Source organism: Lysinibacillus sp. Y5S-8 (assembly GCF_036894365.1).
Classification (GTDB): domain Bacteria; phylum Bacillota; class Bacilli; order Bacillales_A; family Planococcaceae; genus Lysinibacillus; species Lysinibacillus fusiformis_D.
The window spans coordinates 2435596-2456439 of sequence record NZ_CP145889.1 but is presented as its reverse complement, the minus strand read 5'-3'; the positions used below and the strand labels follow the sequence as shown (position 1 = coordinate 2456439).

Here is a 20844-nt window from a genome sequence, read left to right as displayed (position 1 = left end):
ATGTTTACTATTGATAAAGATGATCAAAACTGTGAGCAAATTTTAAAAATTTAATGGACCTGTCGCTAGCTATTGACAGGAAATGCTATTATTATTAGGATGAGAACATAAATAGAACATGTGTTTGTTTTTTGGAGGGGAATTTTTTGACGAATAAACAGTCAACTAGCGTTTATAATGATGACGCTATACAAGTATTAGAAGGATTAGAAGCGGTACGCAAACGACCTGGCATGTATATCGGTTCAACGGATGGCCGTGGACTTCATCACCTTGTGTATGAAATCGTAGATAATGCGGTGGATGAAGCACTGGCCGGCTTTGGATCTCATATTATTGTCACAATTCATAAGGATCAAAGTATGAGTGTGCGCGACTTTGGCCGTGGGATGCCAACAGGTATGCATAAAATGGGTAAGCCTACCCCTGAAATTATTTTTACGGTGCTACACGCAGGTGGTAAATTTGGACAAGGTGGTTATAAAACAAGTGGTGGCTTGCATGGTGTAGGTTCCTCTGTAGTTAATGCACTATCAACATTTTTAGAGGTGACGATTCATCGTGATGGTAAAAAGTATCGTCAGCGCTTCGAGCATGGTGGACATCCTGTCACAACACTTGAAGAAATTGGGCAAACGAAGCAAACAGGTACACTTGTTCATTTCCTACCAGACGAAACGATTTTTTCTGTCACAAAATTCAATTATGATACGTTAGCAGAACGTTTACGTGAATCAGCCTTTTTATTAAAGGGCTTAAAAATTGAATTAATCGATGAGCGCGAGGAAGGCAAACAAGATGTATTCTTTTATGAGAATGGCATTGAAGCTTTCGTTGCGTATTTGAATGAAGAAAAGGATGTTCTTCATCCTGTGAAATATGTAGAAGGCATACAAGATGATATTGAAGTAGAATTCGCTTTCCAATATAACGATGGTTATTCAGAAACGATTTTGTCATTCGTTAATAATGTACGTACTCGTGATGGCGGCACACATGAAACAGGTGCAAAAGCGGCATTGACGCGTGTATTTAATGAATATGCAAGAAAAATCGGCTTGCTAAAGGACAAGGATAAAAACCTTGAAGGGACAGATATTCGTGAGGGTTTAGCAGCAATCGTGTCTGTTCGTATTCCAGAGCATTTATTACAATTTGAAGGACAAACCAAGGGCAAGCTTGGTACAAGTGAGGCTCGTTCAGCCGTAGATAGCGTAGTGTCTGAGCAAATTTTGTATGTGCTAGAGGAAAATGCAGAGTTATCGGCTTCTCTTGTACGTAAAGCAATCCGTGCGCAGCAAGTAAGAGAAGCGGCTCGTAAAGCGCGTGAGGATGCTCGGAATGGCAAGAAAAGCAAAAAAGGTAGTACGATTCTATCAGGCAAATTAACACCAGCTCAGTCTCGCAATGCGGCCAAGAATGAGTTGTATTTAGTTGAGGGTGATTCTGCGGGTGGTTCTGCCAAGCAAGGTCGTGATCGTACATTCCAAGCGATTTTGCCTTTGCGCGGTAAGGTCATCAACACAGAAAAAGCCAAACTACAGGATATTATGAAAAACGAAGAAATTTCAACGATTATCCATGCGATTGGTGCAGGTGTTGGCACGGATTTTGCTGTGGAAGATTCAGCCTACGATAAAGTAGTGATTATGACCGATGCGGATACGGACGGGGCACATATTCAAGTCTTGCTCTTAACGTTCTTCTATCGTTATATGCGTCCACTCATTGAAGGAGGCAAAGTCTATATCGCTTTACCACCACTTTATAAGGTATCAAAAGGTACTGGTAAAAAAGAAGTGATTGAATATGCTTGGACAGAAAACGATTTACAAAAGGCCATCAAAAAAGTTGGAAAGGGTTACATATTGCAGCGCTATAAAGGTCTTGGTGAGATGAATGCTGACCAGCTATGGGATACGACAATGAACCCTGAAACACGGACATTAATTCGTGTCACAATCGAGGATGGTGCACGTGCAGAGAGACGTGTCACGACGTTAATGGGTGATAAAGTAGAACCGCGTCGTAAATGGATCGAAGCCAATGTTGACTTCGGTATGGAGGATGATTCAAATATTTTAGAAAATGAATTCATCCAACAAGAGGAGGACCAAGCATGAGTAGTACAGAAAAGTTTCAAGATTTACCGTTAGAAGAAGTGATGGGTGATCGTTTTGGTCGCTATAGTAAATATATTATTCAAGACCGCGCGTTGCCTGATGCACGTGACGGTCTTAAACCAGTACAGCGTCGTATTTTATATGCAATGTTTACAGAAGGCAATATACAGGATAAACCGTTTCGAAAATCCGCAAAAACTGTCGGGAACGTAATCGGTAATTACCATCCGCACGGTGATAGCTCTGTTTATGAAGCAATGGTACGTATGAGTCAGGACTGGAAGGCACGTCATATGCTTATTGAGATGCATGGTAACAATGGTTCGGTTGATGGTGATCCTCCAGCTGCGATGCGTTATACAGAAGCGAGACTGTCTGCTATTGCTGGTGAAATGCTACGAGATATTGGCAAGAAAACGGTCGAGTTTGTACCAAACTTTGATGATCAAGATATGGAGCCGACTGTTTTACCTGCACGTTTTCCAAACTTACTAGTCAATGGCTCTACAGGGATTTCGGCTGGCTATGCTACAGATATTCCCCCGCATGCGCTAGATGAAGTGCTAGATGCTGTGTTAATGCGCTTAGACAAGCCGAACGTGACAGTAGATGAATTAATGACTGTGATTAAAGGGCCGGATTTCCCGACAGGTGGGATTATCCAAGGGGTAGATGGCATCAAAAAGGCTTATGAAACAGGTCGAGGTAAAATCATTGTCCGTGCGCAAGCCGTAGTAGAACCGATCAAGGGTGGCAAAGAGCAAATTGTCATCACGGAATTACCATATGATGTGAATAAAGCGAATCTTGTGAAAAAAATTGATGAGCAACGTGTAGATAAACGTTTAGAGGGTATTGCGGAAATCCGAGATGAATCAGACCGTACAGGCTTACGTGTTGTGATTGAGCTGAAAAAGGATGTTCCGGGAAAAGGAATCTTACAATACCTATTTAAAACAACAGATTTACAGGTAGCTTATAATTTTAATATGATTGCTATTCATAATCGTCGTCCAACGATGATGACATTGCCATTATTGCTAGATGCCTATATTGCGCATCAAAAAGAAGTGGTGACGAACCGTTCGATTTATGATTTACAAAAGGCAAAGGATCGTTCTCATATTGTAGAAGGGTTAATTAAAGCACTCTCCATTTTAGATGAAGTGATTGCGACAATCCGTTCTTCTAACGATAAGAAGGATGCGAAGCTTAATTTACAAGCGAAGTTTGATTTTACAGAGGTACAAGCCGAGGCGATCGTTAGCTTACAATTATATCGTTTAACGAATACAGACATCACAGAGCTTCGTCAAGAACAAGACGAGTTAAATAAGTTGATTGCGAAGCTAGAAGGAATTTTACAAAGTGAAGCCAAGCTTGTGCGTGTCATTAAACAAGAGTTACTAGAGATTAAGAAACGCTTCACAGAGCCACGTCGCTCGAAAATTGAGCAGGAAATAGAAGAAATTAAAATTACGCTAGATGTCCTTGTGCCAAGTGAAGAGGTTGTGGTGACGGTGACGAAGGATGGCTATATTAAACGTACATCCACACGTTCACATGCCGCTTCCAATGGTCAGGATTTTGCGATGAAGGATTCGGATTACTTATTGTATGAAGCCACCTTAAATACACAGCATCATCTGTTACTGTTCACAAATCGAGGCAATTATATTTACCAGCCTGTTCATGAGCTACCTGATATTCGCTGGAAGGATCTTGGACAGCATATTTCAAGTATTGTGCCAACAGGGGAAGATGAGTCTATTATTGCAGTGTATGGCTTTGAAACATTCGAGCAGCCAAATACGTATATTTTAACAGCTACAAAAGATGGTCAAATTAAACGCTCCCCACTGGCAGATTATGCGGTGACGCGTTATTCGAAGCCAATTAAAACAATGAATGTTAAAGCGGGCGATGCGATGATCTATGCATCGTTTGTGACAGATGATGTGGAACTAATGTTAACAACGGATACAGCCTATGCGATTCGTTTCCCACTGGAAGAATTACCAGTTACAGGAGTGAAAACAGGCGGTGTCAAAGGCATCACGCTAAAGGATGGAGAAGCCTTAGTCGGTGTCAATGTGCTACAGCCTGATGCTACACAATATGTGGTAATCGTCACGCAGCGTGGAGCCGTGAAGAAAATGAATGTTGCAGAAGTTGAAGTGGCAAGTCGTGCAAAACGTGGTCTAAAAGTATTAACAGAATTAAAAGCAAATCCTCACCGTATTGTGGCAGTTATTCAAGCAACGAATGAGGAGCAAATAGTGATTGAAACGGAAAAAGGTGTACAAGAGGTCATTGATGTCCAAACATTGACGCGTGCTGATCGCCATTCCAACGGTTCGTTTAAAGTGGATATTGCAACAGATGGGGCCATTTCTCATGTTTTAACGGCTAAAAAAGAGCAGAAACCAAGCTAATGATAAGCCCAGTCTCTTAGGAGTGCTGGGTTTTTTTTACGGGAGCAGTCGTTAGTCAAAAATAGCATCTTGTCATTTTAGCGTAACTATGGGTATAATAATCAACGAAAAGTTCATAGCACAAGAATGTAGGGGGGCTAGTAGTTGCTAGCTGAGATTGTGTCCGATAGACGCTGACCCTTTGAACCTGATTTGGCTCGTACCAGCGTAGGGAACATCTATTCAAAAAAGCAAAGTTTTGAAGATTGATTGCAATACGTCTGGGAGGAATCCTAGGCGTTTTTTTTATGTTTTCAAGCAATATCTTGCCAAACGCATACGCTTTCTTTCTGGTGACAACATTCAATCATGAACACTTTCACATTATCAACTAGGAGGACTTCGCATGAAAAAATGGTTATTTATTCTAGTGGCTGCACTTTTAACGTTAGTGGGCTGTAGTGACAAGGAGGACAAGCAGGCTACTGATCAGCTGAAAAAAGTATCAGTGGTCTTAGATTGGACACCAAATACGAATCATACAGGGCTGTATGTCGCAAAAAAACTCGGTTATTTTGAAGAGCAGGGCTTAGATGTTGACATTATTATGCCTGGGGAGGCAGGAGCCGATCAGCTTGTTGCTTCTGGCAAGGCAGAGTTTGGCGTGAGCTATCAGGAAGGTATTACACAGGCTCGTGTGCAAGATGTGCCTCTTGTCTCCATTGCCGCTATTATTCAACATAATACATCTGGCTTTGCTTCTATTGCATCAAAAGGTATTACATCACCAAAGGATTTCGAAGGTAAAACCTATGGTGGTTGGGGGGCTCCACTAGAGCAAGCTGTCCTACAATCATTGATGCAAACAGAAAAGGCAGACATTCATAAATTAGATATCGTCAATGCAGGAGATTTAGACTTTTTCACGATGATGCAAAAGGATATTGATTTTGCTTGGATTTATTACGCGTGGACAGGTATTGAAGCTGAGCTACGGGGTGAAAAGATTAATATGCTGTACTTAACAGATTATAGTGATCAGCTGGACTATTATACACCTGTTCTAGCTACAAATGAAAAAATGATCCAGGACAATCCTGACATAGTTAAAGCGTTTGTGGCGGCTGCATCGAAGGGCTATGAATACGCCATAGCGCATCCAAGTGAGGCGGCTGATATTTTAATAGAAGCGGCTCCCGATTTAGATCAAGCGTTAGTGCATAAAAGTCAGGAATGGCTAGCTGATAAATATCAGGATGATGCCAAGCAATGGGGAGAGCAAAAGCTTTCTGTATGGGAAAACTACGCAAAATGGATGTCTAGCAACAACGTGTTAGAGGGCGAATTTAATGCGAAACAAGCCTTTACAAATGATTTCTTACCTAAAAAGGAGGCCAAATAAGATGGCGAATTCATTAATCAGTGTTCAAATCATTCCAAAAACAGAGAAATTTGAGGATGTTATACCGTATGTCGATGCGGCGATTGCTGTGATAGATGCTGCTGGTGTGAAATATGAGGTACATCCGTTGGAAACGACGATGGAAGGTGAACTGTCAACGTTGCTGCAAATCATTGAAAAAATGAATGACAAGATGATTGAGCTTGGTGCCATCAATGTCATTACACAAGTGAAAATATTATATCAGCCAACTGGTATAACAATGGATACATTAACGGAGAAATACCAGTAATGAAACAAGCTTTGCAAAAGGGAAGGACGATTATTTTTATCGCCTTCCTCTTATTCGTGTGGGAGCTCATTGTGCAGGTGGCTGAAGTTCCTCATTGGTTATTACCTGCACCAAGTAGTATTTTGTTGGAAGCTTTTCAGTCCTATCAAACCTTTTTACCACATGCTTGGGCTACGATGCAATTAGCCTTATTAGGACTTGCCATTGGCATTGCCTGTGGATTAATGGTGGCGATTGTCTTGCATCGATTTACATTTATTCGGGAGTTGTTTTATCCGATTTTAATTATGTCGCAAAATATCCCTATTCTTGTCTTAGCGCCATTGCTCATTATTTGGTTTGGCTTTGGTTTATTACCAAAGCTCATCATTATTTGCCTCGTGTGCTTTTTCCCCATTGTTATTGCGGCAATGGACGGATTTCGGCAAACAGCACCTGAGTTAAAGCATTATTTTGCCATGGTTGGTGCTACAAAGGCGCAAACTTTTTGGAAGCTCGAATGGCCTCATGCATACCCAGCCATTTTTTCAGGTATAAAAATTGCTGCGACGTATAGTGTGATGGGCGCTGTTATTGCGGAGTGGCTTGGTGCAAAAAAAGGAATAGGCGTTTATATGACCTTAGCACAGTCCTCGTTCCGCACTGATCGTGTATTCGTAGCGATTTTTGCGATTGTTTTATTAAGCTTACTGTTGTTTAGCAGTATTCGCTTACTTGAAAAATTCATGGTGAAGGGGAGAGGCTATCATGCTCAGCATTCAAAACATCGCTAAATCCTTTGATACTCTGCAAGTTCTTGAAGATGTATCCTTTGACGTTAAAGATGGAGAGTTTGTGGCCATTGTTGGTCCCTCTGGCAGTGGTAAGAGTACCCTTTTTCAATTAATTGGTGGCGTTTCTGCGATTGATCAAGGGTCCATTTTATTAAATGGAGAGGACATTCAGCGAAAAAGAGGAACGATTGGTTATATGCCTCAGCAGCCTTGTCTACTACCTTGGCGCACGATTTTAGAGAATGTCACACTCGTAGAGGAATTACAACATCAACCAAATGCTGAACGTGCTGTAGAGTGGCTTGAAAAGGTGGGGCTTGGTTCATTTATCCATGCTTATCCAAACGAATTGTCAGGCGGCATGCAACAGCGTGTGTCTTTTATACGTGCGATGGTCAGTGATAAGCCTATTTTATGCTTAGATGAACCATTTTCTGCGCTGGATGAATTCACCAGACTGGAAATGCAAGCATGGCTATTATCCATCTGGGAAGCCTATCGTAAATCAATACTATTTGTCACGCATAGTATTGAGGAAGCACTCTTTTTAGCAGATCGGATCCTTGTTTTAAGCAAACGTCCTGCGACGGTTAAAAAGGAAATCATTGTGCCTTTTGAAAGACCTCGAAAAGAGGAAATTCGTCATTCAGCAGCGTTCACCGAGTTAAAGCAACAGTTATTTATGTACTTACAAGAAGAAAAGGGTGATATGTTTGTTGATTGATGCTCATATTCATTTGGATCAGTATCGAGATGAGGAAATTCCAGCCTTACTTGAAGAGGTAGAGACGGTGATTGCGGTTAGCATGCAGTTGTCGTCCTGTAAAAGAACATTGCATTTATCGAATAACTATCAGCCAGTGAAAGCCGCTTTTGGCTTTCATCCGGAACAGCCTTTACCAAATCCAAGCGATGAGGAGGCATTATTTGATTGGATCCGTTCACATAAAGAACATATGGTAGCTGTTGGTGAGGTCGGTTTACCTTATTATTTAAGACAAGAGCAAACGATAGATGACCGACTTTATGTGGCTCTATTAGAGCGTTTTATAGTCTTGGCAAAGGAATTGGATAAGCCAATAGTGTTACACGCTGTCTATGAGGATGCTAGCATCGTTTGTGATTTACTTGACAAACATCAGCTTCGCCAAGCGCATTTTCATTGGTTTAAAGGGGATGAGGCTGTGGTGAAACGCATGATTCAGCATGGCTATTTTATTTCGATCACCCCTGATTGTTTGTATGAACAAGAAATTCAACAGTTGATACAAGCTTATCCCATTGAACTGATGATGGTGGAAACGGATGGTCCTTGGCCTTTTGAAGGACCGTTTACAAATAAGCGTACATCTCCGTGGATGATGCATTCGACCATTGAGGTCATAGCGTCCATCAAGGGGTTGTCGACACAGGAAGTGGCTCAAATTATCACGCAAAACACCAATGCCTTCTATCGGCTTTAAAAGAAAAAGCAGTATAGGGAACGTTAGTCGTCCTTATACTGCTTTTTATGTTTTGTGAAATCATGATCGAGTTTCTCATTCTTTGTTTTTGTTATGCGTTCGTGTGTACTGAAGGATATAGATTGACGGTTTTTTTCAACATCCTTGCCGACAGTTCGTTTAACATGCATCCGTTTCTTTTTAGCCCTTGATTGTGACATGAGCATAGCCTCCAATCTTTTTCTAATTCTATAGTAGCGAATAGGGAAGAAAAAGTAAAACCTCGTAAGCGAGATGCTTACGAGGTTGTTGAGTTATTAGTGAGATACGTCCTGTACAGAAATACCTGTGTTTGCTTTAACGTCAACTTCACGATACTTCGCGTCATCCGTTTCTTTAGAAAGTAATGTACCGATGAAACCACCAAGGAAACCAAGTGGTACAGAGATTAAGGCTGGGTTCGTTAACATGATTAGTGGTTCACCAACGAAAATCGCCTTACCTTCAACTGGATTCCATACGTTTGGTGAAATAGCAACTAACACTAATGCAGAAATTAAACCTGTTAACATCGCCGTTACAGCACCAGCTGTATTAAAGCGTTTCCAATAAATTGTATAGATAATAACTGGAAGGTTAGCAGATCCCGCAATACAGAATGCTAGAGATACTAAGAATGCAACGTTTAATGTTTGTGCGCCAAGTGCTAATAGGATAGAAATAACAGCGATTGTAATGGAACCAATACGAGCTGCAAGAACTTGCTCTTTTTCTGTAATTTTACCCTTTTTGATAATTTGTCCATAAATATCATGAGATAGGGCAGATGCACCTGAAAGTACAAGGCCTGCTACTACCGCTAGGATTGTTGCGAATGCTACCGCACAAACGAATGAGAATAGGATGTCTCCACCAAGTGCTTCTGCAAGCAGTGGGGCAGCCATGTTACCAGCAGCGTTTGCAGCGATAATATCTTCTTTCCCAACGAATGCTGCTGCACCGAAACCTAAGAAAATTGTTAGAACGTAGAAAATACCTACGATCCAAGTAGCCCAAATAACCGATGAACGAGCTGTTTTTGCGTCTTTTACTGTGAAGAAACGCATTAAGATATGTGGAAGACCCGCAGTACCTAATACTAACGCAATTAACATAGAGATTGTATCAAGTCCATTTGTATACTTTAGACCTGGATTTAAATAAGCAGCACCACTATCAGTAGCTGTTGTCATTTCCTTAAACATTGTCGAGATACTGAAGCCGAACTCTTTTAATACTAAGAACGAAATAATCACAGTACCTAACATTAACAAACAAGCTTTGATGATTTGCACCCAAGATGTCGCTGTCATACCACCGAATAATACGTATGTTGTCATCATGAAACCTACGATTAACACGGCAATCCAGTAGTCGATTCCTAAAAGTAATTGAATAAGTGCTCCTGCACCAACTAGTTGTGCAATCATGTAGAATAAAACAATTGTAATCGTGCTTAAAGCAGCTGTTCCACGAACTTTTGCATTATTGAAGCGAGCTGTAATCATGTCAGCTAATGTAAATTTTCCAAGGTTACGTAATGGCTCAGCAACGATGTATAACACCACTAAGTAAGCTACTAAATAACCAATAGAGAAGAAGAATCCATCAAATCCAAATAATGCGACTGCACCAGCGATACCTAGGAAAGAGGCTGCTGATAAATAGTCTCCAGCGATAGCTAGTCCATTTTGCCAGCCTGTTAAGCCACCGCCTGCAGTGTAGAAATCACTTGCGGAAGATGTACGTTTAGATGCCCACCATGTAATAACTAATGTTAAACCAACTATGGCTACGAAGAAGAATATGGCTGTAAAACTCATTCCGTTACTCATCGGCGGCCACCTCCGTTTTCGTATTCAGCGATAATCGCTTTTGCTTCTCTATCAAAGTTGTTTGCCTTAGCTACATATAAATGACATAACCCCCATGTCATGATGAATAGCCCTGCAGAATAGATCCACACCCAAGTAATTTCCCCAAATGCCTTTTGATGTAGAATTGTCGTGTACGATGTCAGAATTGGTAACAACATGTATGCCGATAAAAATATGACAGTTATAGACCAAAGAAAAGAGTTTTTTCTGCGTACAAGAGATTTAAATGATTCTTGGTTTGCAATTGCATCATAGTCAATCACGATACCTTTTTTTGCCTGATTGTTCGCCATTAACATTCCCCATTTTGTGTATATTTTTTCTACCTCAAGACTTGATTTTGCTAGTTTAGTGAATTCACATTTTCATTTTATGAAACAGTTCACAAAATTGCAATACATTTCAGAAAAATTATGCAAAAAAAATTTTTCAGAAAATAGTACCGAAAGAGAAAAAATGGCACAAACTCAAGAATATAGGGAGTTTTAGAAAATTCAGATAAATAAATAAAGCAAAGGGAAATCTAGATTCTTGACAAAAAGAGAAGGGTAAATTTACAAGAAAATCTTGTTTTTTCAATTAAAATTAAACACCATTTACCTAGTGGGAATTGGATTTTTTCTGTTTTTTGGAAGAGAAATAGTATTGTTCGATAAATAAATTAGTAGATATTGAATAACAAAAAAGGCGAAAAACTCGATGGAAAATCGAATTTTTTGCCTATTTTTTTGCATTTTTTGAATTGTAATTCATTATGCAAGAGGTGAATAAATATTAATGAGAAACATCAGAAACAGATACGCCTGTATTCGCTTTCACACGAATTTCTTGATAAATACGTTCAGCTTCTTCCTGTGGTACTTTGCTAGCTGTCAAAACTGTACCAAGGTGCCCAGCAATAAAGCCTAATGGAATCGTAATAATCGCAGGAACAGCAAGTGGTACAAGCGGTTGACCAACAAAGATGGCTGCACCTTCAACGGGGCTCCAGACATTCGGTCCCATTGCGCCTAAGATTAAACAGGACACTAAACCCGTTACCATAGCTGTTACAGCTCCTGTGGAATTAAATTTCTTCCAATAGATTGTATAAAGGATCACAGGTAGGTTGGCTGAGGCACCGATACAAAAGGCAAAGGATACTAGGAACGAAACATTTAAGCTTTGGGCAAACAATGCAAGAATAATAGACACAATCGCAATCGAAATAGAGCCTGTACGTGCAGCTACAACCTGTTGCTTTTCAGTTAATTTCCCTCCTTTTATGATTTCTCCATAAATATCATGAGAAATAGCAGAAGCCCCCGTTAACACTAAGCCTGACACAACAGCTAAAATCGTCGCAAAGGCTACGGCGCCAATAAATGCCATCAAGACATCTCCGCCTAAATAATGCGCTAGAAGTGGGGCAGCCGTATTACCAGCCTTACTTTCAGCAAGAATTTGATCTAATCCAACAAAGTTTAGCGCACCGAACCCTAAGAAGATCGTAAGTGAGAAGAAAATAGCTGTAATCCAAGTTGTCCAAGAAATAGAAGAACGTGCTGTCTTGGCATCTTTTACAGTAAAGAAACGCATTAAAATATGTGGTAAACCTGATGTTCCTAAAACTAAAGCCATCATCATCGAAACGGAGTCGATTGTGCTTGTGTATTTAATCCCAGGCACAAGGAATTCTTCCCCATGATCCATTGCAATTGTGTCAAACATTTTCATAAGAGAGAAATCAAATTTCATTAACACTAATACCGCTAATAGACCTGTCCCAAATAATAACAAGCTTGCTTTAATAATTTGTACCCACGAAGTTGCTGTCATGCCGCCGAACAATACATACGTTGTCATCATAACGCCGACAATTAACACAGCAATCCAATATTCAATTCCAAATAGTAGTTTAATTAATGCACCAGCACCTACAAGCTGTGCAATCATATAAAGAATCACAATAATAATCGTACCAGATGCAGCCACGCCACGAATTCGTTTTTCATTAAAACGAGCCGTTAACATATCTGCTAATGTGTAACGCCCCAAATTACGCATAGGCTCAGCAATGACATAAAGAAGCACTAAATTTGCTACAACATAACCAACAGAGAAGAAGAAACCATCAAAACCAGTTAAGGCAATCGCACCAGACACCCCAAGAAAGGCAGCTGCTGATAAATAGTCACCAGCAATCGCAAAGCCGTTTTGCCACCCCTTTAATCCACCGCCAGCTGTGTAAAAATCAGCTGCCGAGGAAGTGCGTTTTGCTGCAATATAGGTAACGACAAGTGTTAATCCAACAATGGCTAAAAAGAAACCTACAGATACAATATTCATTTAGTTACCACCTTTCGCATGATACTCGGCTAGCACAGCAGCTGCAGCTTTATCGAATGAAGCAGCTTTTTTTACATATACTGTACAGAGCACAATGGTCATGATAAATAACCCTGCAGAATATACCCATACACCCGTAATATTTCCGAACAATTTTTGTTGTAGTACAGGTTGGAAGGCAAGGATCGGAAGCAAAATATAAAGAATTAGAAACACTGCTGTAATCGAGAAAAGAAAGGTATTTTTCTTTTTCACAAAGGTATTAAACGATTCCATTGCCTCAATTGCATGATAATCAATTGATTGAGCCTGTTTTTCACTAGAAACATTCGCCATTATTATTCCCCCTAAAGTTATATATTTCTGTTTTAAACGACATATTTCTTTTTCTTTCGTCGTTATATTCACTTATTTTATGGGTGATATTCTTATAATGCAATACTAAATTTTGAGTTTTTATAATTTTTAGTCATTTTAGTTACGTAGAAATAACATAGAAATATTAAGTGTTTAATAGAATAAGATGGTATTAAAGAGAACGAGAATTTCGAGTGAAATAATATTATTGAAATAATTTGTTGCTGATAAAGTTGAATGTAGGAGAAAATATATTCACAAAAGAGAATTTTCTGTATTTTATTATTCTTCTATTAAAACTCAGAGAAGTGTAAAAGGTAGAAATAGTTTGTTATATAACAACTGTTCTTTCTCTTGGGAAATAACGAAAATAATAAAAAAAAGCTTTCAAAAAAATTTTGAAAAGGATGTGTCATTTGGAAAATGTAGTGTAATGAAATACCAGAATCAGTTAATGTTCACATGTTATACAAATAGCAATCTAGGTGTAAGTCCATTATCTTGTATTTGGCTTCTAGAATGAATAAAATAAGGTGATGAAATGAAGGGAAGTGGTACCACAAATGAAAAAGAAAAGTATACTGCTCGTTTTAGTTCTAGCATTCAGCAGCATTTTAGCTGCTTGCGGAAGCTACAAATTTGAGCCATCTGTAAACATTGAGGTTCAAGATTTCAATGTAATTAATCAAAAAAATGAACAAGTGAGCCTAGAAGATTTAAAAGGTAAGCCTTGGCTAGCAATGTTTATTTTTACAAACTGTACGACAATCTGTCCGCCAATGACATTTAATATGACAGAGGTCCAGCAAGCACTACAGGATGAAGGCCTTGAGGATTATCAAATTGTCGCATTTAGTGTAGATCCAGAGGTGGATAAGCCTGAGGTATTAACGAACTATTTAAATACGTATAATGTTGTCGATGAAAGCAAATGGCAGCTATTAACGGGCTATCAACAAAAATTTATCGAACAATTTGCACGTAAATCATTCAATTCATTAGTCAAAAATGATCCAAACTCAGACCAAGTCATACATATGTCGAGCTATTATTTAGTGAACGCAGACGGCACAGTTGTAAAAGACTATGATGGCGCGACAAACGTACCAGTTGAAACTATTGTTGGAGATATGAAGGCACTCATTAAGGAAAGTAAATAACACAGAGGTCCATGTGACTTCTGTGTTTTTTTGTTGTCGAGAAAGAATTCGCCTCCAAAGATTGGATTCGTCTCGATTTTCTTTCTCAATATTGCACAGAATAGCATTGTACTTTATGGTTGTATCCATAGGATGGTTCAATAACTTAAACTATTCAACTAATTAAAGGAGGGATTATTTACATGACTAAACAGGACCAACTACACACCATTAAAGAAAATTTTATCAACTGTCAAAAGGTACTATTGGCCATTGGTGATGAAACACGTCAATCTATTTTACTTGTTTTAATGGCTACGGATTGTCAAACAGGATTACGTGTAGGCGAAATCACAGAACAAACCCATCTGTCTAGACCTGCTGTGTCACATCACCTTAAAATTTTACGTGATGCTGGTGTTATTTTAATGCGTAAAGAAGGGACAAAAAACTTTTATTATATAGATATACGTACAAAATTAGGTTTACTAAAAACACTTGTTACGGATATTGAGACGCTGTTAAAGGAATTTTATTGAGAATACGATAAGTTAATTGGAGGAATAAACGATGAAAGCAATGGTTATCGATCAATATGGCAAAGCCCCGATGCGGTTAGCAGAAATACCTACACCTGAAATTGGTGAATATGAGATACTTGCAGAAATTCATGCCGCTAGTATTAATCCTATTGATTTTAAAATACGCGATGGGAAAGTGAAGTTGTTAATCCAATATAAAATGCCTCTAATCCTTGGAAATGATTTTTCGGGAGTTGTGGTAAAGGTTGGCACAAAAGTAACTCGTTTTAAAGTAGGCGATGAAATATATGCACGTCCACGTAAAAGTAAAATCGGTACTTTTGCCGAATTTATCGCAATACATGAAGATGATATAGCCCTAAAACCTAAAAACTTGAGCTTTGAGGAAGCTGCATCCATCCCTCTCGTTGGGTTAACTTCATATCAAGCATTACATGACATCATGCACTTACAAAAAGGACAAAAGATTTTAATTCATGCAGGGTCTGGTGGTGTAGGTACTTTTGCTATTCAACTGGCTAAAGTAATGGGTGCCACAGTAGCAACAACTGCTAGTGAAGCTGGTGCAAACTTAGTCACATCTCTTGGTGCAGATAAAGTGATCAATTACAAGACGGAAAAGTTTGAAGAAATATTGGGAAATTATGATGCCGTCTTTGATACACTTGGGGGTGAGACGCTTGAAAAATCTTTCGGGATCATCAAAAATGGAGGGAAAATTGTTTCTGTTTCTGGCATGCCAAATGCCCGTTTTGCTAAAGAAAATGGTTCAGGATTTTTCAAAACCCTATTATTTTCAGCGGCAAGTTATAAACTGACTGCACTTGAAAAGAAGCATCATGTGCAATATTCCTTTTTATTTATGAAGCCAAGCGGTGATCAATTACGTATAATTGCGGACTATATTGAATCTGGTAAAATCAAACCCGTCATTGATCGAACTTTTACATTTGAAGAAGCTCAAAAAGCGATGGAATATGCTGAGTCTGGAAGGGCAAAGGGGAAGATAATTGTGAAAATCAAGTAGTCATCTAAGCTATCTCGGTTGCTATTGAACTGAATTATTAAATGTAAAGAGAGGTGTTTCCTTCTTACTCAATAGCCAATTTAACTAGTTTCGGAGTTGACCACGCTTAATATGGACATGGTGAAGGAAAATATAATGGTGTTGGCACATGCTTCCAAAAATGCCTATGCTAGAAAATGATATTTCGATCTTGATGATTCCTTCGTTGTTTTTTCGCTGAATTTACATTGAACATTTATGATGGAAAATATTGACTACTAAATGTAATGAGTAGTCAATATTTTGGCATAAATAGATTTTCCTCTTACAAGCTCAAATTCATTAAGCAATTTATGCAAGTGTTTATTGCCAAAAGCTAGCGGATGTTAGTATAAGGGTAAATATGAAAGAAGCTGTGATTGCAGCTTTTTTTTTGCAGTAAATAGTACTTTATTTGAACGTATAAGATTGTAGCCCTTGTATCATCATTCGACTGATGGACTTTGTGAGTTCCTCTAATGAACAATCGAACTTTCCTGCTAACCAATCTTGATACATTGACATTAGCCCACCTACTAAGAAATGGACACGTAATACAAAGCGGGGTGGGGCGAATTCGCAATATTGGAAGAAAGGAAAGGAAGCAATAGATAACTTATAAAAAACCATAGTTACACCAGAAAAAAAGCTGCCATTTCAGACAGCTTTTTTCTGGTGCTGACGGGGAAGGCAAGTGGAGACCTATTTAGCTAATTAAATGATAAAAAAGTGAAATAGAAAGCAAACTCCATTTCACTTTTTTGAATAAAGAATTTTTCTGTAACTAAATATGACTAATATGAAACAATGGCACTGAGCATTATTTCACTCTCATTTAATTTACACATAATAAAACTTTGAACTATACCAGCTAATAGTTAATCATAATTTTTAAAATTTAACGCTCCGCTGAAAATGGATTGCTTGATTGCTATAATTATGGACGTTTTTATTCAATCCAAAGGTTGATAAAATCACATCATACTACAAGTAGGAGTGATAACCATGGTTAAGGTACGTTACAAAGTAAGAGAAGTGTTGGACAAGAACAAAATAGATACATTTTTGCAGCAAGCTCGCATTGGGCATCTAGGTATGGTTGACGGTCATTTGCCATATGTTATCCCACTTAATTTTGTGTGGACAAATGGGGTGCTTTATTTCCATGGAGCCACTGGCGGGAGACGAAATCAAGTGATGGAAGAGAATCCAGAGGTCTGCTTTACAGTTTGCGAAGAATATGGAACGATTACTAATCCAGTACCCGCTAAAACGGACACCGCTTATATGAGTGTCATGGTTTTTGGTAAGGCTCAACCCATCGTCGATCTAAATGAAGCGACACATATGTTGCAAGAAATGATAAATAAATATGTACCTGGTTACTATAATCGTCCCTTATCCCAGCAACATGTGGATAAATATCGATCAGCTGTTTTCGGAGGGCCGGTTCAAGTTTACCGAATTGTTCCGCAACATATTACCGCGAAAGAAAATCCAATTGCACTAGGGGAAATGTTCAATATTGAAAAAATCCCACATACATAGTACTGGTTTTCAGAACTTGGTAAATCAAATCACTTTAAGCACCACTAACCCTAGTCATCTAGGGTTAGTGGTTTTTTAGTGTACCTACTTTATGGACTGTTAAAATTCGCATTTTTGGATGTTTTTTATCAATCCGTAATACGTTATGCTAAGACCGTTCAATAAGAAAGGCGGTTTTTAAAATAAATACAATGAAATCAATAGAAGCCTTTGAAATAGCAAAAAAGCTTATGCCTGGTGGCGTAAACAGCCCAGTAAGAGCATTTCAATCAGTTGGGATGGAGCCCATTTTTATTAGCCATGGGAAAGGCTCGAAAATCTATGATATTGATGGCAATAGCTATATAGATTATGTTCTTTCTTGGGGACCATTAATTCATGGACATGCAGATAAGGAGGTTTTAGGCGCACTTCTTGAAGCCATTCATAGTGGGAAAAGTTTTGGATTGCCAACTTTACAAGAAAATAAGTTAGCTGAATTAATAGCTACTCGGATTCCTTCCATAGAGAAGATTCGAATGGTTAACTCAGGTACAGAAGCGACAATGAGCGCCATTAGACTAGCTAGAGGCTTTACTGGCAAAAACATGATTGTGAAATTTGATGGAAACTATCATGGACATAGTGATCATCTATTAGTAAAGGCAGGGTCAGGAATTGCTACATTAGGCCTTCCTGATAGTCTAGGTGTACCTTTAGAGATAACTAAAAATACAATATCCATTCCCTATAACAATATCGAAGCCTTGAAGAAAATATTTGATAAATATGGCTCACAAATTGCAGCCGTTATAGTAGAACCATTTGCAGGCAATATGGGAGGAATACCAGCTAATCCTGAATTTCTTCAAGCGATACGCTCTTTCACTACAAAATATGGTGGGCTATTTATACTTGATGAGGTCATGACTGGCTTTCGGATAGATTATCATTCTGCTCAGGGGCTTTATAACATAAAACCAGACTTAACTTGTTTAGGTAAGATCATTGGTGGAGGGATGCCTGTTGGCGCATATGGTGGAAGAAAAGAGATTATGAATCAAATCGCTCCAGAAGGGAATATTTATCAGGCTGGAACCTTATCAGGTAATCCAATAGCGATGGTAGCGGGGTATACGACAATAAATAAATTAAATCCTGACAGTTACGAGTATATAGAAAGGTTATCTAATAGACTTATTCAAGGCTTATCCAAAGTAGCTCATAACTATAATATCCCCCTTAAAACAACAAAAGCTGGGACAATGATTGGATACGCATTCATCGATCATCCTTTACAAAATTTTGATGATGCTCAAAAAATAGATTCCGAGATGTTTTGTCGTTTTTATAGGGAAATGCTTAAACAGGGTATACTTTTACCTCCGTCTCAATATGAAAGCATATTTATATCGACTGCCCATTCCATACATGATATTGATAGAACGATTCATGCTGCAGATGTAGCATTTAAAAGAATACTATCATTTGTTTAGATGAAGCAAAGTATACTAAAACCATCCTGTTCCTATAAAATTATCGATTTGATAGTATAATAATGATTGACTGTACGAAACTATTAATTTTCACTTAATTTAACAATCTTTATTCTAATTGGAAGTGAATTGAATGTTAAAAGTTAACCGAGACGATAAAAATCCTATATGGCAGCAGTTACTTGACCAAGCTATTCATCATATTACAACAGGAAAATGGCCACCAGGCGAGTTGCTTCCTCCATCCCGAGAACTCGCCTTATTAGTAGGTGTTTCACGCTCAACTATACAAATTGTTTATGAGGAATTATTTAGTCGTGGATATACCGTGACAAATTGGCGTGGTGGAACAAGGGTAAGTGAATGGGGATATAAAAAGAACTCGTCAGAAGAGGTCATTCTTCAGGGACCATCTACGCCAGTATTACCTTTATTAAACTCGGCAGTTGATGAGTTAAACAGTTGGTTTAGAGGTAAAGCAAATCAAAACGTTGCAATCGATTTTTGCCCCCATGAGCCGTATTTGGACGAGCATTTCCGAAAAAATTGGCGACAATCTTTTTTACAGGCTTCAGCAGAAACAGATCTGACCCATTGGGGTTATGGCGATGCCTACGGTTTTACACCGCTACGTGAACAGATTCAACGTTACCTGACATTTGAAAGAGGTGTACATGTAGATATTGACCAAATCATCTTAACCACTGGCGCACAGCATAGCATCGATCTGATTGCCCAAGCCCTTTTAAAGGAAGGAGAAACGGTTTCTGTTGAAGATCCAGGATTTCCTGCTGCCTGGATGACCATGAAATATCGGCGCATGAATGTTATTGCTGTACCTGTTGACGAGTACGGAATACAAGTGGATTCTATTCATCCACAAACCAAGCTCGTTTTTGTTACACCTTCTCACCAATGTGCGGTTGGGGTCATTATGTCTGAGCCACGCCGACAACAATTGCTGCAAAAATCTGTGAAAGATCAATTTTGGATTGTAGAAGATGATTATGATGGTGAATTTAGGTATCGGGGTGGCCCGCTTCCTACCTTGTTTAGCCAACAACCCCAAAACACATTATATATGATGAGTTTTTCTAAAATGGTTGCTCCTGGCATACGAATTTCGGCTGTCATTGGTCCAAAAGATGCCATTCGCCAACTTGCACAAGTACAACAATTAACTTATCGACATCTCCCAATTATGGAGCAATTAACACTTGCTCATTTTATTGAGCATGGTCATTTTATGCGTCATATGAGGAGAGCAAGAAATGTCTATCGACGTAGACATGAAGCTATGACGAAGGCAATCATAGCGTCAGGACTAGCGGAACGTTTCAAGCTAAGTGGCATTGAAACGGGCTTGCATATGCTTCTTGAAGCGGAAGAATCGTTTGATGAAGAAGCAATGACGAACCTCGCACTCGAAAAGGGGATACGTGTTTATCCACTTAGTAAGTATTGCTTAGAAAATAATCGAAAAGGATGGGTACTCGGATTTGCTAAAATGGATGAGTTAGCAATTGAGGAAGGTATTTTTCGTCTTGCAAAAATCCTCTTGCAAGAAACGTAATAATTAGCGGGTCATAAAGGAAATTATTATAGAAATGGGTGGAGTGATACTATGTCATACATTCACGAGTTTGGAATCATTTCTTGTATAACTTTCTAAGGTTTTTAGTGAAAAATACATCACGTTGAAACATTCGCCCACAACACAAATAGACCGTTTAAAAGTCTCGCCTATTGGGGAATAACCTTGATACCACCGAGCTTTCATAGACAATTTTTAAAGATGGTGAGTGAAGCCAATGTCGAATATCAATCAGCAGAACTTGAAGAATTAATCAAAAAAATAGCTAAGGCAATAAAACAAGATAAATGGATGATTCATTATGGTGTTTCATTTTTCCAATACATACAGGTAAGGGGAAGAAGCGATTGTTCAAGAAGAGCAATCGCTTCTTATGTTACTGGGGGAGATGTGTTGAAAAAGGAAATAAAAACATCTTCCAATGAAAAGCATCTGTGAAAAATTAGCAGCTTCT

The 20844-nt window shown here is 38.8% G+C and carries 19 protein-coding genes and 1 riboswitch; of the genes, 14 read left to right on the top strand and 5 right to left on the bottom strand.

What is annotated here, in order from left to right:
- Positions 1 to 146 precede the first annotated feature (146 nt).
- The 7 genes from parE (at position 147) to V6670_RS11920 (ending at position 8467) form a co-directional block, all read left to right on the top strand.
- Positions 147 to 2123, top strand: a complete 1977-nt coding sequence (gene parE, locus V6670_RS11950) for a DNA topoisomerase IV subunit B (protein ID WP_141905747.1) — start codon at positions 147 to 149, stop codon at positions 2121 to 2123.
- On the top strand, positions 2120 to 4558 hold the full coding sequence (parC, locus tag V6670_RS11945) for a DNA topoisomerase IV subunit A (RefSeq protein ID WP_141905746.1): 2439 nt from the start codon (positions 2120 to 2122) through the stop codon (positions 4556 to 4558). Before parE ends, parC begins: the two co-directional genes overlap by 4 nt.
- A gap of 120 nt (positions 4559 to 4678) precedes the next feature.
- Positions 4679 to 4789: riboswitch (TPP riboswitch) on the top strand.
- A 154-nt stretch (positions 4790 to 4943) separates the two neighbouring features.
- The gene (locus V6670_RS11940; protein ID WP_141905745.1) at positions 4944 to 5939 is read left to right on the top strand and encodes an ABC transporter substrate-binding protein; all 996 of its coding nucleotides are present in this window, start codon (positions 4944 to 4946) and stop codon (positions 5937 to 5939) included.
- Position 5940: 1 nt separating this feature from the next.
- On the top strand, positions 5941 to 6231 hold the full coding sequence (locus tag V6670_RS11935) for a thiamine-binding protein (protein ID WP_141905744.1): 291 nt from the start codon (positions 5941 to 5943) through the stop codon (positions 6229 to 6231).
- On the top strand, positions 6231 to 7004 hold the full coding sequence (locus V6670_RS11930) for an ABC transporter permease (RefSeq protein ID WP_141905743.1): 774 nt from the start codon (positions 6231 to 6233) through the stop codon (positions 7002 to 7004). Before V6670_RS11935 ends, V6670_RS11930 begins: the two co-directional genes overlap by 1 nt.
- The gene (locus V6670_RS11925; RefSeq protein WP_141905742.1) at positions 6979 to 7728 is read left to right on the top strand and encodes an ABC transporter ATP-binding protein; all 750 of its coding nucleotides are present in this window, start codon (positions 6979 to 6981) and stop codon (positions 7726 to 7728) included. Before V6670_RS11930 ends, V6670_RS11925 begins: the two co-directional genes overlap by 26 nt.
- On the top strand, positions 7718 to 8467 hold the full coding sequence (locus V6670_RS11920) for a TatD family hydrolase (RefSeq protein WP_338651233.1): 750 nt from the start codon (positions 7718 to 7720) through the stop codon (positions 8465 to 8467). Before V6670_RS11925 ends, V6670_RS11920 begins: the two co-directional genes overlap by 11 nt.
- Before the next feature lie 23 nt (positions 8468 to 8490).
- Here the strand turns inward: V6670_RS11920 and V6670_RS11915 are convergent, their stop codons facing one another.
- The 5 genes from V6670_RS11915 to V6670_RS11895 all read right to left on the bottom strand — a co-directional run bounded on the left by V6670_RS11915 (position 8491) and on the right by V6670_RS11895 (position 13026).
- Entirely contained in the window at positions 8491 to 8667 is a 177-nt protein-coding gene (locus tag V6670_RS11915) for a hypothetical protein (RefSeq protein ID WP_170829828.1), read from the bottom strand.
- A 96-nt stretch (positions 8668 to 8763) separates the two neighbouring features.
- On the bottom strand, positions 8764 to 10308 hold the full coding sequence (locus V6670_RS11910; protein ID WP_141905778.1) for a sodium/solute symporter: 1545 nt from the start codon (positions 10306 to 10308) through the stop codon (positions 8764 to 8766).
- An 8-nt stretch (positions 10309 to 10316) separates the two neighbouring features.
- Positions 10317 to 10655 carry a DUF485 domain-containing protein gene (locus V6670_RS11905; RefSeq protein WP_338651232.1) on the bottom strand — a complete coding sequence of 113 codons (339 nt, stop codon included), beginning with the start codon at positions 10653 to 10655 and terminating at the stop codon, positions 10317 to 10319.
- A 481-nt stretch (positions 10656 to 11136) separates the two neighbouring features.
- On the bottom strand, positions 11137 to 12690 hold the full coding sequence (locus V6670_RS11900) for a cation acetate symporter (RefSeq protein ID WP_338651231.1): 1554 nt from the start codon (positions 12688 to 12690) through the stop codon (positions 11137 to 11139).
- A complete protein-coding gene (locus V6670_RS11895) occupies positions 12691 to 13026 on the bottom strand; it encodes a DUF485 domain-containing protein (protein ID WP_058843543.1) in 336 nt (111 codons plus the stop codon).
- Between the two features lie 584 nt (positions 13027 to 13610).
- Between V6670_RS11895 and V6670_RS11890 the strand changes: the two genes are divergently transcribed.
- The 7 genes from V6670_RS11890 to V6670_RS11860 all read left to right on the top strand — a co-directional run bounded on the left by V6670_RS11890 (position 13611) and on the right by V6670_RS11860 (position 20828).
- Entirely contained in the window at positions 13611 to 14207 is a 597-nt protein-coding gene (locus tag V6670_RS11890; RefSeq protein ID WP_141905737.1) for an SCO family protein, read from the top strand.
- A gap of 173 nt (positions 14208 to 14380) precedes the next feature.
- Entirely contained in the window at positions 14381 to 14725 is a 345-nt protein-coding gene (locus V6670_RS11885; RefSeq protein ID WP_036126183.1) for a metalloregulator ArsR/SmtB family transcription factor, read from the top strand.
- Between the two features lie 31 nt (positions 14726 to 14756).
- A complete protein-coding gene (locus tag V6670_RS11880; RefSeq protein WP_141905736.1) occupies positions 14757 to 15755 on the top strand; it encodes an NADP-dependent oxidoreductase in 999 nt (332 codons plus the stop codon).
- A 1023-nt stretch (positions 15756 to 16778) separates the two neighbouring features.
- The gene (locus V6670_RS11875) at positions 16779 to 17321 is read left to right on the top strand and encodes a pyridoxamine 5'-phosphate oxidase family protein (protein ID WP_058843546.1); all 543 of its coding nucleotides are present in this window, start codon (positions 16779 to 16781) and stop codon (positions 17319 to 17321) included.
- Between the two features lie 182 nt (positions 17322 to 17503).
- On the top strand, positions 17504 to 18796 hold the full coding sequence (gene hemL, locus V6670_RS11870; RefSeq protein WP_338654600.1) for a glutamate-1-semialdehyde 2,1-aminomutase: 1293 nt from the start codon (positions 17504 to 17506) through the stop codon (positions 18794 to 18796).
- Between the two features lie 133 nt (positions 18797 to 18929).
- Positions 18930 to 20369, top strand: a complete 1440-nt coding sequence (locus tag V6670_RS11865) for a PLP-dependent aminotransferase family protein (protein ID WP_141905816.1) — start codon at positions 18930 to 18932, stop codon at positions 20367 to 20369.
- 222 nt (positions 20370 to 20591) lie between these two features.
- Positions 20592 to 20828 (top strand): hypothetical protein, encoded by a 237-nt coding sequence (locus tag V6670_RS11860; protein WP_338651230.1) that lies wholly within the window; start codon positions 20592 to 20594, stop codon positions 20826 to 20828.
- Positions 20829 to 20844: the final 16 nt, after the last annotated feature.